Annotated in this window: 15 protein-coding genes; 14 read left to right on the top strand and 1 reads right to left on the bottom strand. The window is 42.8% G+C overall.

Annotated elements, in window-relative coordinates:
* Nucleotides 1-115 precede the first annotated feature (115 nt).
* Nucleotides 116-1165 (top strand): alpha/beta hydrolase, encoded by a 1050-nt coding sequence (locus ITG12_RS21430; RefSeq protein WP_104026469.1) that lies wholly within the window; start codon nt 116-118, stop codon nt 1163-1165.
* A gap of 186 nt (nt 1166-1351) precedes the next feature.
* On the opposite strand, the gene ITG12_RS21425 is transcribed toward ITG12_RS21430, so the two are convergent.
* Complete coding sequence (locus ITG12_RS21425) at nt 1352-2242, bottom strand: LysR family transcriptional regulator (RefSeq protein WP_038880833.1); 891 nt, start codon at nt 2240-2242, stop codon at nt 1352-1354.
* Nucleotides 2243-2718: 476 nt separating this feature from the next.
* Here ITG12_RS21425 and ITG12_RS21420 point away from each other — a divergent pair, with 476 nt between their 5' ends.
* The 13 genes from ITG12_RS21420 to ITG12_RS21360 all read left to right on the top strand — a co-directional run bounded on the left by ITG12_RS21420 (nt 2719) and on the right by ITG12_RS21360 (nt 13785).
* The gene (locus ITG12_RS21420; protein ID WP_038868088.1) at nt 2719-2937 is read left to right on the top strand and encodes a Flp family type IVb pilin; all 219 of its coding nucleotides are present in this window, start codon (nt 2719-2721) and stop codon (nt 2935-2937) included.
* Between the two features lie 152 nt (nt 2938-3089).
* Nucleotides 3090-3527: a prepilin peptidase gene (locus ITG12_RS21415; protein ID WP_038880831.1), complete on the top strand. Its 438-nt coding sequence runs from the start codon at nt 3090-3092 to the stop codon at nt 3525-3527.
* A 21-nt stretch (nt 3528-3548) separates the two neighbouring features.
* On the top strand, nt 3549-4373 hold the full coding sequence (gene cpaB, locus ITG12_RS21410) for a Flp pilus assembly protein CpaB (protein WP_038880829.1): 825 nt from the start codon (nt 3549-3551) through the stop codon (nt 4371-4373).
* On the top strand, nt 4373-5743 hold the full coding sequence (locus ITG12_RS21405; RefSeq protein ID WP_038880828.1) for a pilus assembly protein N-terminal domain-containing protein: 1371 nt from the start codon (nt 4373-4375) through the stop codon (nt 5741-5743). The genes cpaB and ITG12_RS21405 overlap by 1 nt, the downstream gene beginning before the upstream one ends.
* Nucleotides 5740-6216, top strand: coding sequence for a hypothetical protein (locus tag ITG12_RS21400; RefSeq protein WP_248875049.1), 477 nt, complete (start codon nt 5740-5742; stop codon nt 6214-6216). Before ITG12_RS21405 ends, ITG12_RS21400 begins: the two co-directional genes overlap by 4 nt.
* 1 nt (nt 6217) lies before the next feature.
* A complete protein-coding gene (locus tag ITG12_RS21395; RefSeq protein WP_042605640.1) occupies nt 6218-7459 on the top strand; it encodes a P-loop NTPase in 1242 nt (413 codons plus the stop codon).
* A complete protein-coding gene (locus ITG12_RS21390) occupies nt 7456-8727 on the top strand; it encodes a CpaF family protein (RefSeq protein ID WP_038880823.1) in 1272 nt (423 codons plus the stop codon). Before ITG12_RS21395 ends, ITG12_RS21390 begins: the two co-directional genes overlap by 4 nt.
* A gap of 1 nt (nt 8728) precedes the next feature.
* Nucleotides 8729-9631, top strand: coding sequence for a type II secretion system F family protein (locus tag ITG12_RS21385; protein ID WP_248875047.1), 903 nt, complete (start codon nt 8729-8731; stop codon nt 9629-9631).
* Nucleotides 9628-10479, top strand: coding sequence for a type II secretion system F family protein (locus ITG12_RS21380; RefSeq protein ID WP_248875045.1), 852 nt, complete (start codon nt 9628-9630; stop codon nt 10477-10479). The genes ITG12_RS21385 and ITG12_RS21380 overlap by 4 nt, the downstream gene beginning before the upstream one ends.
* Nucleotides 10479-11201 carry a tetratricopeptide repeat protein gene (locus ITG12_RS21375; protein WP_248875043.1) on the top strand — a complete coding sequence of 241 codons (723 nt, stop codon included), beginning with the start codon at nt 10479-10481 and terminating at the stop codon, nt 11199-11201. Before ITG12_RS21380 ends, ITG12_RS21375 begins: the two co-directional genes overlap by 1 nt.
* A gap of 2 nt (nt 11202-11203) precedes the next feature.
* Nucleotides 11204-11686, top strand: a complete 483-nt coding sequence (locus tag ITG12_RS21370; protein WP_038868073.1) for a TadE family protein — start codon at nt 11204-11206, stop codon at nt 11684-11686.
* Nucleotides 11673-12233: a tight adherence pilus pseudopilin TadF gene (tadF, locus tag ITG12_RS21365; protein ID WP_248875041.1), complete on the top strand. Its 561-nt coding sequence runs from the start codon at nt 11673-11675 to the stop codon at nt 12231-12233. The genes ITG12_RS21370 and tadF overlap by 14 nt, the downstream gene beginning before the upstream one ends.
* Before the next feature lie 4 nt (nt 12234-12237).
* Nucleotides 12238-13785 (top strand): TadE/TadG family type IV pilus assembly protein, encoded by a 1548-nt coding sequence (locus ITG12_RS21360; protein ID WP_248875039.1) that lies wholly within the window; start codon nt 12238-12240, stop codon nt 13783-13785.
* Nucleotides 13786-13790: the final 5 nt, after the last annotated feature.

The following is a 13790-nucleotide window of genomic DNA, read 5'->3' as shown; positions in this document are numbered from 1 at the left end:
TTTAATAGCAACAGTGAATTGATTTGAGTGCTATATATCAACACTTATGGTTTTCATAACATATATCTGTTGCAGCGGGGAACGTTGCAAACCTCAGAAATCTATGGAGTAAGATATGAAAACTACTAAATTAATCCCCCTTTCGTTAGTTGCTAGTGCCGTTTTAGGAACAACATCTGTTGCTGCGGAAACCTTCTTGGGTGCTGACTATCACGATGGCAAAAATAAAGTTGCTTTTCTTAGTGAGAATGTTCGTATTGCTGGCAATGTGTTCTTGCCACCCAATTATGACGAAAGCAAAAACTATCCAGCGCTTGTAGTGATTACGCCAGCCAGTGGTGTTAAAGAGCAAACCGCAGGTATTTACGCCGAGAAAATGGCAAAAAAAGGCTATATTACCCTAGCTTTTGACCATCGTACTTACGGTGAAAGTGGTGGTTATCCTCGCGGTATGGAAAATGCGCCAATGAAGGTTGAAGATATTAAGAATGCCATTACATTCTTGAGTCATTTTCCAGGCGTTGACCCTCAGCGCATCGGTGAGCTAGGCATTTGCTCTGGTGCTGGTTACAGCTTACAAGTTGCAATGCAGGATACCCGTTTAGACTCTGTAGCAACAGTCAGTGGCTTTGTTGACTTTACTGACTATGGTATGGGTGGGGCAACTCAGTATATGGACCAACTTACGGGCGATCCGGTTGAGCAATATCGTCAGCAGATCCAAATGGCGAGCGAGGCACGTCAAAAGTATTACGAAACAGGTGAGGTCGTGCTTGTTGATGGCATTCCATCTGCAGAAAAAGCCAAATCCATGAATGAGTTTTGGGTTCGCGCTGCTGATTACTATCGTAACCCTGAGCGTGGTGGCGGTGCCGAAAACTATTCACCAATGCGCGCTGCTATGTCTCTAGATACACGCTACGCTTATAACCCATCAGAAAACATGGCGTTACTTGGCGACACTCCTTTCTTGGCTGTCGTTGGGACTGAAGCGCTATCGGCGTATTTTAGCGAAGTGGCGGTAAAACGTGGTAAAGATGCTGGTATTGACGCTGAGTTGTTTGAGATTAAAGGGGCGCAACACTTCGACCTCTACGATCAAAACAAGTATGTTGATCAAGCCGTAACTAAACTTGATAAGTTCTTCTCAGCAACGTTGTTATAGCTTTTGGAGAGGGGTGGATAAGCACTGAGTCGTGTCAAACGTACTTCGCTCATCCGTGTGCAATAACAAGAAAGCAACGTCTTTGGTAAAGAATTAGTTTTTGCCTGAATACTAAATAAACTAAGAGCCGCAGTTTGCGGCTCTTTTTTATTCGAAAGAGAGTTTCGTTAAAAGCTCAACGGAGCGTTATTGTGTCAGGTCTGCAACGAACGTTTGTTGGTTTCTTAAGCTACTTTGCAACTCCCCTTTGATCCACTGATTAAACAAACTAAAGTCAGAATGTAGCGGCCAGAAAAGGGAGGCAATGACTCTTTTGCCAAAAAAATCGGGGTGGTCGTTAATCAGCTTTAGCTTATTTTCTTTTATGTTCCCCTCTATAAGAAACTCCGGCAAAAATGCGATGCCTTTTTGGGCTTTACATAGGTCTAGGATGGTCCCTAAATCATCAAGCCTCCACAAATTATAGGCGGCGATGTTTGATAAATTGAGTAACTCTTCGCACCCATCCATTAAAAGAACGCGTTGTGATGGACTACCACCAATGTGCGTTAAGTCTTCGTGAGCTACCCACCAACAATTGACGTGAAACAATTCATCAATGTTAAAGTCGTTTCCCGTTTTGTGGTACGGGTTTCCTAAGGCAAGATCTATTTTTCCTTCGTTAATGTAATTTCCTAATACAAAACTTGGTTTAGTGACAACCAGCAGATCCACATTAGGAAATGCTTCTGAGAAATCCAACAGTGTTTTTTTTACTTCCTGATTGAATACCAATGGATCTATTCCAACGCGGTAAACAATTTGTTCCGAGATATTCATTTGTTGAGCTGTTGTCATCAATTCGCGGTACTTTGAAACAACAGGGGCTGATAAATGAAATAGGCGTTTCCCTTTTTCATTCAACCAGACTTTAGAATACTGCCTATTAAATAAATTGAAGCCTAAGTCTGATTCAAGATTTTGAACAGCAGTACTAACGGTAGATTGGGATTTACCAAGCTTACGAGCAGCAGAACTAAATGAACCCTCTTCAACTACAGCTACAAACGAAACAATATTTTCGAAATGCAGTTTCATGATTCGACCAACCTTTTAAAAGCAAGCAAATTTTAGTTTTTTGAATTGTAATTTGTATATTTGCAACACAATAGCGTGATGATGCTCGTATTTCAACACGTTTTATAAAGCATAGTTATTTAAGAGTGCAGCTTTCATTCTTGCCATATTACTATCTTGCATAAGGATTCATTACAAAAATCTATCATTTTGATAGAATCAATTATCATGTAGATAGTTTATTACTCTATAAATGATCTACCTCTCATCATTTGCATTGTTTTAATTTAAGTGATTTTTGTTATTCTTCTCAGCTTTACTAAGGTAACTATTTGTAAAATATGGTTTTGTGTGTTTTTTGTTCGGCTTCTTTTGCTTTTTGTTTGGTTGTTTTTTCGATTGCCTATCGATTTTATCAATAAGGGCTATTTTCTGTTGAATGGAAGTATTAATTAATATGGGGCTGCATTTGTAAATTCACTTCATAGGAACAAAACATGATTACTAAATTGTACGTGAAAACAGGCCTGTTTTTGTCGCAATTCAAAAACGATGAGCGTGGTGTAACGGCGATTGAATATGGTCTAATTGGTGTTGCAATGGCAGTGCTAGTTAGCGTAGCGGTAGGTGATAACGGCTTCATTAAGGAGTTGGGTAATGCGTTTGATACGATTGCTGATACGATCAAAACTGCTGGTACTAAACCAACGCCATAATTAAACATATTACCCTTTGGTTTTATGTAGATAATATCGATAGATATTTATGCCAGACCTATGGTTTTCATTGGTCTGGCATCGTTAATTCAGATTATCTAATAAATGTTTTTTGAAAATAAACCAGAAAAGTTAACCTGAGAGTCTTATTTTTGAGTCATGAATGGTATTTGTTAGTATTGGCAATTGCGTGTGTTTATGTTTCATTTGTCGATTTTATTTGTCGAAGAATACATAATTACACCTTGCTCATACTCCTCTTGTTGCAAAGTTTTTTTTCACCATTAGATATTCAAATAACAACCTTTTTGCTGGTGTTAGGGGTAGGGTTAATACTTTACGCTCTGATTTCGATTGGAGCGGGTGATATTAAGTATGCCGCTGTCTTATCTCTTTCAATCCCTTTACATGATTTGCCGTGGGCCTATATTTTGACGGCTTTTGCTGGTGGTTTTTTAGCTGTTATTTATTTGATAGGTCAAAAGCTAATAAGCAACACGTCGAATAATAAAGAGGGAATCCCATATGGAATAGCAATTAGCGTTGGATTTTACTTAGTAATTTTAACTCAAAATACGCCACATATATAAACCTCCAAAAATAGGCACGTTATGAGATCTCGACTGGTATTACTTGTTGCTATTGTTGCTTTGATAGTTGGCGCGCTAGGCGTTGTCGATTTGTTCAAAAGCGAACCTCAGTCAGCAACTACCGCTGAATTGGCAGATAACAAAGAAGAAGAGCATGTTGCTGTCTGGACGACCACAGAAGCGTATGAAAAAGGGCATGCGATCAGTGCTCAAGGCGTCATAAAACGACAGCTCCCACTAAGCGAAGCATTGACGCTTGGTGTGAGAGAAGACGCTGAAATCAGTTTTTCCCCTTCCGTTTTATTGAATCGAGATTTGAATCCTGGCGAAGTTGTGTTGCCAGAATACCAAGTCGCGTCTGGTCAGCCTGGGTATATCGATCTTCTCGTCACGGAGGGAATGACGTTGTATCCACTCGAAGTGAGCAACAAGAATCTAATCAATGATTATATCCGACCAGGTTCATACATTGATGTCCTTACGGTGAGCTCTCCAAATGATAACTTAGCGGGAAATATTGATAAGCCAAAGCGCTTCAAAGGCGTAAAAGCATCAATGTTCCTCAAGCATATTAAAGTGCTCAACATCGGTGATGGAGAAGGGGAAAACAGTTCTGTTACTGCACGAGCCCCGAGTAAAGAAGACGGTTTAACGACTGTTGTCATTGAAGTTAGACCTGATGACCTAGCCAAACTTGCGTTAGCCCAAAGAACTATGCACATCGAAATATACCGAAGCCAAACCTACAAGCAGCCTGAGTACGCAGAAGTGCGCAATATTATTGATAATTACACTGGTATTGACGAGTTGCGCGGTAACGTCAACAACCCAAGAGAGGCTCTGTAATGACAATACAACCTCAAATGAAGCAATCAGTTTACCGTTCTATTGTGCTCTTTTTTATGGGCTTACTGTGCGTAACGAATGTTTATGCGGCGAATCGCTCCATTACGCTCAATGATGGACAACATATTCAGCTTAAGACACCAATTAGAAAGGTCTTCATCAGTAATCCTGATATTGCGGATTATAAAATCATTAATGACAACACATTGGTGGTATTCGCTAATGGAATAGGGCAGTCACGATTGATTGTGTACGGGATTGATGATGATGTGCTGCTCTCTGATCGCATTATTGTTGATTTGGACTTAAGCGAAGTCAGACGCCAGCTTAAATTCCATTTTCCAGACGCTAAGGTCAAGGTTCAGTCTGTTGGTGAGCAAGTTGCCGTCAGTGGTGTTGTTGATTCCGAAGCAACGCGTGATGACATCTATCGATTGGTTGCAACACTACTTGGCCGAGAAAAGACAGAGCGATGGGACAAAGCCGAGAAGTTGGAGTTCAGCTCTGAAAGTGCCGACTATGAAGAGCCGGAGGGGATGGTTTTCGCGCGAAATATGACATGGGAAGGGATCGTCGAACGCATTGAAGTCGCGACGACTCAACAAGTGAACGTCAAAATTTCCGTTGCTCAAGTCACCGAATCATTTGGAAAAACAGTAGGCGTTGACTGGAGCTCTGTGGGTTCTAGTGTCGGTGAGTTTGTTTTTGATCAGTTTGACGCCGCAAATTTAAGCACGTTGATTACAGCATTAGGTAATGACCAAATTGCTGAAGTTTTAGCTGAACCTAATTTAACTGTACTCTCCGGCGAATCGGCAAGTTTCCTCGTTGGTGGAGAGGTGCCGGTCATCGTATCGACGGACAGCAATGTCAATATCACTTTTAAAGAGTTCGGCATTAAGTTGGACCTTACTGCGAAGGTACTTAGCCAAGATAAGATCCGAATGCAATTAGCCCCAGAAGTCAGTGAAGTAGAAAGCTATGTAGAGGCGGCTGGTATAAAAGTGCCACAGCTGGCTTCGCGTCGAGCGTTAACGACGGTCGAGTTAGCAGACGGAGATAGCTTCATTCTAGGTGGGCTAATGAGCAGCACCGATTTAGAAAAAATGCAGAAGATTCCTTTTGTCGGCGATATCCCTGTACTTGGCGCGGCATTCCGTAAGGCAACGACAGACAGAAAACGCACTGAGTTGATCATCGTGGCGACGGTAAATCTGGTTGAGCCAATGAAGCCAAAAGACATTCAACTCCCATATATCAAAAAAACATCAACATTGGCGCGTTGGTTGAATATTGAATCCGAGGGTAATTCCCCAGTGACATCGGATGCAACGATTCGCTTATTGTCTGAAGGAGGTTTCATTCAATGAAGAAACTCGTACTCATTACTTTATTGACTTCATCCCTCTTTGGTTGCGCTTCAGAGCGTTATTTTGGTGGTAACGGTGCTGAAGCTTTGGTGTACAAAGAACACCACAATTTCGAATTTGCGATCAAAAAACAAGCGGAAACCACCAAGCAGATTAAGCAACTGATTCACGATATTGAGTCGATGGATAAAGAAGCGACTTACGTGGTGGATTACAGATCAACGCGTAGCAAGACGATGTTAGAGCAGATATTTAGCCAATATCCGTCACACATTGTCGCGACGCAAAGAGTGACGTTCCGCAATGCACCTCATTTACCGAATGATCTCAGCATTCAAGTAACGTTAACGCGCATGAAGACTCAGCAATGTGCGCCTGCACAAATTCACGTCCAACTAGGTCAACCTGACTGCTTTGTAGAGTCGATGCGTCTAAAACAAGTGTCCTACAAGTCTAGATTGGTGGGAGAGTAACATGTTTGATCTGACCAAAGCGTTAAGCACTAAGGCTAAGCCCACTCAGTCCACCGCGACTGGCGTTGCTGGTTGTACTTTGTTTTATCAATCACAAGAGTGTTTGAACCTAGTTCAGGAAGTGTTTCGATTTGAAGGTTGGAATGACCCTGAATGTGTCAAAGCCAATGCTGGATTAACTAAGTTAACGGAACAGCAGAGTAGTCACATTGTTATCCTTGAGCTTAATGAATCCAATAACGTTGTTGAAGACGCCAAATCTTTTGCCAGCAAATTGCCTACGCATAAAGGCGTGGTCGTAATTGGCAAAGAGGATGCTATTTCGACGCTGCGTTCGCTGAAAGATATGGGCTTCTATTATGTTTTTTGGCCAGTGAACAAACAGGAATTTGCTGACTTCTTAAATCATGTTAGCAAGAACCTAAAGACGTTTTCGGGTGTCAGCCAAAAACGCAAAGCAAAACGTGTTGCAGTTGTGGGAGCAAAAGGTGGTGTTGGTGCCTCATTTATCACAACAGAGTTGAGTTCACTACTGTCTACTCAGGGCACGGATACCATCCTTGTTGATCACCAATACACTGATACCAATATTGATGTCTTATTGGGCTTAAAAGACTTTAAACCCCGCGGTATCGATGAGTTTACCGCGCCATTGCATGAAATGGATGAAGAAGGTGCATTGAGCTATCTGTTTAATGCACGAAAAAACCTTCGTTTGTTAGCGATTGATGGGGATATGAGTCAGACCGATATCCTTAACTATAACCAAACGCTTTGTGACCTTTTGGCAAGAAATACCAATTTCATTATCGAAGATTTCTCTGGTGGCGTGGATTTCAAAGTTGAACCTCAACTCTTGGTAGAAAACTTCGACGTGGTTGTTTTGGTATTAGACGCATCGGTGTCTTCGGTAAGAAGCGCAAAGCGGTTATTTGAAAAAATGTCGAATTTGCAGCTCACACTCGCATCTCGCACTCGTGTTATTACGGTCGTGAACTACCATCGACCAGAAAATGCTTATGTATTGCAGAAGCCTGACTTAACCAAATACTTAGGGGCGGATGTTGACTTAGAAGTGGCTTACTGCAAATCGCTTTCACACATCATCATTGATGGTAAGCGAGGCCATAAACATGATCGCCACGTCAGTCGCTCTATGGAGTTACTGGTGAAGCTGATCAATGGCCAACCTGTTGATCAAAAAGGCATGGGATCGTGGTTAAAGAAGGTGCGTGCTAAATGAGTTCTAACAAAGACTTATATCTCGCTTTTCGTGGCCAAATATTTGAAGCGTTAGATGCTGAAGCGGTTCAGAAAATGAGCCGTCGAGATCTTGAGGCCCAGATACAAGCTGCGGTAGACCTCCTTGCGAACAGCTACCAACGACCGATCACTTCCATGATGAAGTCTGGGTTGGTGAAAAGCTTAATTGATGAGCTTTTTGGCTTAGGGCCTTTGCAACCTTTGGTCGAAGACCAGTCTATCTCCGATATTATGGTGAATGGACCAAACCATATTTTCTTTGAGCGACACGGGAAAGTTCAAAAGTCAGAAGTCACATTTGTAAATGAAGAACAACTCTTAGCCATTGCGAAGCGTATTGCTTCACGTGTTGGTCGCCGTGTTGATGAGCTGTCTCCAACGGTTGATGCCCGACTCGATGACGGTAGCCGTGTCAACATTGTTATCCCACCTATTGCGTTGGATGGGACGTCAATCTCGATACGTAAATTCAGGGAGCAGAACATTGGTTTCGAAGACTTGATTGGCTTTGGAACCATGTCACCAGATATGGCAAGAGTGCTCATGATTGCGTCTCGCTGTCGAATGAATGTGCTAATTTCAGGTGGTACAGGCTCAGGCAAGACTACGCTGCTCAATGCATTGTCTCAATACATTGCAGAAGATGAACGCATCGTCACGATTGAAGACGCTGCGGAACTACGTTTGCAACAGCCGAACTTGGTCCGATTAGAAACTCGAACGTCCAGCGTGGAACAAACCGGTGCGGTAACGCAACGAGATTTGGTGATCAACGCACTTCGTATGCGCCCAGACCGAATCATATTGGGTGAGTGTCGTGGGTCTGAAGCCTTTGAAATGTTGCAAGCAATGAATACTGGCCATGATGGTTCGATGTCTACGTTGCACGCTAACACTCCGAGAGATGCGATTGCTCGTGTTGAATCCATGGTGATGATGGCGAATTTGAACCAACCTCTTGACGCGATTCGAAGAACAATCGTCAGTGCCGTTCAAATGGTCGTTCAAGTTAATAGGTTACGTGATGGCTCCCGTAAAATTACCAGTATCTCTGAAATTGTTGGCCTAGAAGGCGATAGCGTTGTGATGGAAGAGATCTATCGTTTCCGTTACGACGATGCGCATTTCGGGGAAACGGTGAAAGGCGACTTTGTGACCAGTGGTATCATGCAACGATCTGAGCTTGTGAAAAAATCCCAATTCTTCGGCTTATATGACGAGCTGATGGCTGCATTTAAGGGGATATAGCATGCTCTGGATCTCGCTCATCCTCTTTGCGGTTGTACTGCTTTTGATCAGGGATTCGAAGGTCAAAAAGGTTAACCAGTTTTTCAATATTGAAGAAGCTGAAGCGGAAAACTTCAATGCTATCAACGTTAAATCATTGGTACGAAAGCAAAGCTGGCAAAAGTTCAAAGAGTCCATTTCACCAACATTAACTGTATTGGGGCCGAGATCTTCGCTGTACATAGCGCTGTATATCACGGGCAGTCTGATTGCATCTTGGTACGTCGTCGTTAAGTTATTGTTGATGACGAATACAGTGTTGGTTTTCGGTTTATCTTTGTTGCTTACCATTTTTGGTTATCGCTACCTAGTCACAAGAAGACGTCGAGATTTTGAAAACACATTCCCGGATGCGCTGAATATTCTGATGAGCGCGGTAACGGCTGGCGACAGTCTAATGCAAGCCATTAGTTACGTCGGCGAGGTGATGGACAACTCAATTGGCCGTGAATTCAAGTTAATGGGTGACCGGTTGAAGTTAGGTGAATCTCCTGAAGTGGTACTTCAACGTTCTTGCAAGAACTACCCGTATCCGGAGTTTCTCTTTTTTACCGTAACGCTTAGAGCAAACATTGCGCGTGGTGGTCAGCTTAAAGGGGTGTTAGCAAGACTAATTCGAGTCTTGGTGGATGCTAGGACGTTAGAGAAAAAGAAAATGGCGATGACCTCTGAAGCGAGGATTTCGGCCAAGATTGTGGCAGCAATCCCTCTGATTTTTATGGTTATTCTTAACTATGTAAACCCTGGCAATGTGGATTATGTCCTGTATGACCCTTCTGGCCGAATCGTGCTCTTTTATGTACTTGGCAGTGAGTTGTTCGGGTTATTCATTGTTTGGCTGTTAGTCAAAGGAGTGCGCGCATGATGTTATTGGTTTCTCTTGTTGTGCTGTTTGTTTCGTTACTCTTTTTAATCGTTGATTCACTACGTACTGAGCAGCGACGCAAGAAAGTGGCATTTTACATCGGGGGAGATGCAGTGCGTGCCCCCTCTCGCGTTAACCGTTTTTTTGTCCGTTTCGGTAAAGAGTATCGACACGAATTAGAACAAAAAATGATTAAAGCTGGGTATTACAACACAGAGTGGGCCAAGTTCTATTTTCCTGCCAAGTTGTTGGTACTTGCTTTGGTTGCTGGTGGGGTTTTACTGTCGGATATGACAACGACCAGTCAGCTTATTGTGGTCATTTTTGCTCTTATTGGCGTGATAGTTGTACCTGATACCTTGCTGCAGCTTCGACGTAAAGTTTTGATTAGTAAGACGTCATCTCAGTTACCGTATTTATTAGACATGATGTCGGTGTGTGTTCAAACCGGTATGACCATAGAAGCGGCTTTGGTGTACTTAGGGAAGGAGTTGGCAGAGTTTGATTCAGACCTTTGCTATCAAATTAAACGCACTTCCGATTCAGCCAAAATACACGGTGTAGAAAAGGCGCTTAATGATCTCAGTGACCGGATACCAACACCAGCAGTTCGAAGCTTTGTCCTGACTATTATTCAAAATTTGCAATACGGAACCTCCGTCGCTCAAGTATTAAGTGATCTCGCAGAGGACATGCGAAAAGTTCAAATTCTTACGGTCGAGGAAAAGGTTGGCAAACTCTCGGCGAAGATGAGTGTGCCTTTGATCTTATTCATTATGTTTCCGATCGTCATTCTGATACTCGCTCCGAGTGTCATGCAAATGTCGATCAATATTGGGGGTAACTAATGGTTGCAAAACGTATTTCTGTCGTTTTGTTCGCGTTAAGCGTATTAGCAGGCTGTCAATCGACACCTTCACATCAGAGCCAGCAACTAGATGATGTCACTAGCATGGAAAAAGTGAAGAATTACGACGGCTTAATCACGCATTATAAATCCAAGCTGGAGCAAGGTTCGCAAGATCCTGCGGTAAAAGAAAACCTCGCGTGGGCTTACTTCCATAAAGGGGATCTTGAATCAGCTAACTTCTACGTTCAACACCTCAGAAAAGAGGGTATTGAGAATCCTAGTCTGTATCAACTAGAAGGGCAGGTGTTTGATGCAAAAAACGACACTGAAAATGCCATTGCCGCTTATCTATCTTCAGTCAGTGCTGGTAATCAGGCAGGGCAAATTCATGTCTTGCTCGGCGTATCCTACACCAAAGCGGGTAAGTATGAAGATGCTTATCAAGAGCTGAATAACGCCCGCTTACGTGGATACGACGATGTCGTGATCAAGAACAATATTGCGATGATACATATGGCAAACGGTGAGTACCATCAGGCAATTGAGACGCTCACTCCCGTGTTAAAAGACAATCCAGCAAATAAAGTGGTCAAAGCGAACCTTGCTATTGCACTTATGAAAGCACAACAAATGGGCGCAGCGAAGAAATTGCTTAAAGGTGATTTTTCAGCTCAAGAGATCCACAGTATCGCGATTGAATTGACTCAGGCTAGGAGTTAGTGATGAGAAGTCTTTGCAAGCAGAAGGGGGTGACGGCGATAGAGTTTGCTTTGGGTGCGCTCGTTTTGTTCTTTGCCACTTTTGCTATTTTCGAGTCCAGCTATCAAATCTATGTCGTAAACATGACGGAGTACTCTCTCAGAGAAACCATAAGAAACACAAAGATCTATGAGGGAAAAGGTATTAACCAACAGTATGAAGATAAATTTCGAACGTTGATAGAAGCCGATAATAACCTGTGGCATTTCTTAATTGATAGTACCCGATTCTCTATTCAAGGTCGGTACTACAAAACCTATGACGATTTTATTGCTAATAGAGGGCATTCTGATCAAGGTCTGAACTTCAATTATGACCTAGCCGAAATCACGGTTACGTATCACTACTCTCCAATGATAAAGCTAACTGGTGCTGCTGATAAAGACATTGCTCGAACCATGGTTTTGAACTTAGAGCATGAAGGGTGGAAAGATGACACTCCGTAACCGATTTTTACCTTCTACCAAGCACCAAAAAGGCGCATTTACTATTGAGCTTGTGTTTGTTCTTGTCGCATTGTGGGGTGTTTACCTTTTTGCGGCGGATCTCAGTTATCAGCTACTTGTGCGCGCAAAGCTCGATCGTTCCAGCTTTGCCTTGGTCAATGTGATCAAAGAACGTACTCGTTACTTTGATGCTGATGTGTTGGCAGGGAAAAACTTATCCGTCACCAATACAGATTTAGAAGACCTGACTCAAGTGGCGAGCCGGATGTTAGATACAACGCCAGATAATGTGGCGATTAAAATCGAGTCGTTGACGAATAAGGCGAATGTGGCTGCTTTTACCAGTAGCAAATTCAATAAATTAGGTTGCGAAACGGACTCAATTCTTGCTCATGCAGATTTGGCTCCGGTTGAAAAAGGCATCGTATACCCACTGTATCGAGTCAGTGTATGCGAAGAGCAAAGCTCTTGGTTCAAACCTTTTTTCAATGGCGGCATAGGGACAACGGTCAAGATTGGCTCTTCTTCAATCATGCCAGGGAGATAATGAAATGAAAATGCAGCGATACCAGCATCAAAGTCTCCAACAACAAAAAGGCGTCGCCGCGATATGGATGGGTTTATTGCTTGTTCCTATCATGGGGTTCACTTTTTGGGCTGTTGAGGGAACACGTTATGTTCAAGAGTCCAGCCGATTAAGAGACTCAGCAGAGGCTGCTGCGATGGCGGTGACCATTGAAGACCAGCCCGATGCAGCTCGTGAACTGGCAACGAAATATGTCGAAAACTATGTGCGAGATATTAAATCAGCCAGCCTTTCTGCCCAGCGATTTCATCAGGCGGAAGATGAAGGGGCAGGGGTGCTCGAATACATTCAATATACGGTGAACGCAAGGACGACACACGACTCATGGTTTGCGAGTAGTTTTGTTCCTTCTTTTAATGAGCAACAGGATTTAGCGGGCCGTTCGTTAGCCAGAAAATACCCCGTTTACCTAGGAGATAACAACATCGATATTGTCTTCGTATCTGATTTTTCAGGCTCGATGGACGAAAGGTGGGGATCAAGTCGACATAAAAAAATTGATGATTTGAAAACCGCAATCGATCAAATATCAAACAAGATTCTTTGTACATCTACTCGTAAAGAGTATGTCGATGGAGAGTGGAAAGATGTTTGTGACGAGCCGGGAGAAGATACAACCGGAGACAAGCTGCTTAATCGAGTAGGTTTTGTTCCATTTAACGTTCGAACCAGAGAAATTGTCGGGGGCAATCAAGCTCGCGCGACTAGCCAATTAAGTTACAGAGATGATTATAACGCTTATCTATCGCCGTATACCTATAACGATGTTAATTGGGATTATTGGCGTACGTATTCGCAAAGTCAGGTACTCAACTGTGCGAGCAGGCAATCAAGATGTTCAAACCCCAAATCGGATAATCAAAAGTATGCGAAGCGTATTCGTGATGTCATCAATTTGGACCGTTATGCCGTTGCGGATGTTTACAACTATGTGGATTTTCCGGCGTCAGTTTCAACCATGTTTACTGATAAATCGGGATTAAAGCCCAATTTCTATAGTGTGAGTGGAACACGTCTATTTAACGCACATGGTTCCTCCAATTCATCGCAGTTTTACAACATTCGATTATCGAACAAGCTTTCCGATTTGCACGCAATTAAGTCGATGTGGGCAGATGGTGGTACTGCTGCGTTTCAAGGCATATTAAGAGGATCTCAGGTTCTTCATGATGGAGACCCAAACAGTACAGATGATGAAGAGCAGCAAGCGTACAACAAGAAAATCAAGATGCTGCTGATTTTGAGTGATGGGCAGGAAAGTCCTAACAACGGCATTCTGAAAGGGCTAGTAGACAACGGTATGTGCGACAAAGCCAGAGCAGAGATTCCGGGCTTATACATCGGTGTTATTGGTATCGATTTTCGTGCTTCTCAACAAAGTGGTTTTCAAGACTGTGTTGTCAATCCAAGTGAAGACATCATCGATGTATCTGACTTAGATGAATTGATTGAAAAGATAGAAGAACTCATCCGCAAAGGCTCAAAAACAAGCGGAATAACTAAGTTGTACTAGAGGAA

Source organism: Vibrio sp. ED002, assembly GCF_023277445.1.
GTDB classification, from domain to species: domain Bacteria; phylum Pseudomonadota; class Gammaproteobacteria; order Enterobacterales; family Vibrionaceae; genus Vibrio; species Vibrio jasicida.
The sequence above is the reverse complement of the archived record's forward strand: the minus strand, read 5'-3'. Positions and strand labels throughout refer to the sequence as shown.

Coding starts and splice junctions, on each gene's coding strand:
- ITG12_RS21430 (WP_104026469.1), top strand. CDS start 116: ATGAAAACTACTAAATTAATCCCCCTTTCGTTAGTTGCTAGTGCCGTT.
- ITG12_RS21425 (WP_038880833.1), bottom strand. CDS start 2,242: ATGAAACTGCATTTCGAAAATATTGTTTCGTTTGTAGCTGTAGTTGAA.
- ITG12_RS21420 (WP_038868088.1), top strand. CDS start 2,719: ATGATTACTAAATTGTACGTGAAAACAGGCCTGTTTTTGTCGCAATTC.
- cpaB (WP_038880829.1), top strand. CDS start 3,549: ATGAGATCTCGACTGGTATTACTTGTTGCTATTGTTGCTTTGATAGTT.
- ITG12_RS21405 (WP_038880828.1), top strand. CDS start 4,373: ATGACAATACAACCTCAAATGAAGCAATCAGTTTACCGTTCTATTGTG.
- ITG12_RS21400 (WP_248875049.1), top strand. CDS start 5,740: ATGAAGAAACTCGTACTCATTACTTTATTGACTTCATCCCTCTTTGGT.
- ITG12_RS21395 (WP_042605640.1), top strand. CDS start 6,218: ATGTTTGATCTGACCAAAGCGTTAAGCACTAAGGCTAAGCCCACTCAG.
- ITG12_RS21390 (WP_038880823.1), top strand. CDS start 7,456: ATGAGTTCTAACAAAGACTTATATCTCGCTTTTCGTGGCCAAATATTT.
- ITG12_RS21385 (WP_248875047.1), top strand. CDS start 8,729: ATGCTCTGGATCTCGCTCATCCTCTTTGCGGTTGTACTGCTTTTGATC.
- ITG12_RS21380 (WP_248875045.1), top strand. CDS start 9,628: ATGATGTTATTGGTTTCTCTTGTTGTGCTGTTTGTTTCGTTACTCTTT.
- ITG12_RS21375 (WP_248875043.1), top strand. CDS start 10,479: ATGGTTGCAAAACGTATTTCTGTCGTTTTGTTCGCGTTAAGCGTATTA.
- ITG12_RS21370 (WP_038868073.1), top strand. CDS start 11,204: ATGAGAAGTCTTTGCAAGCAGAAGGGGGTGACGGCGATAGAGTTTGCT.
- tadF (WP_248875041.1), top strand. CDS start 11,673: ATGACACTCCGTAACCGATTTTTACCTTCTACCAAGCACCAAAAAGGC.
- ITG12_RS21360 (WP_248875039.1), top strand. CDS start 12,238: ATGAAAATGCAGCGATACCAGCATCAAAGTCTCCAACAACAAAAAGGC.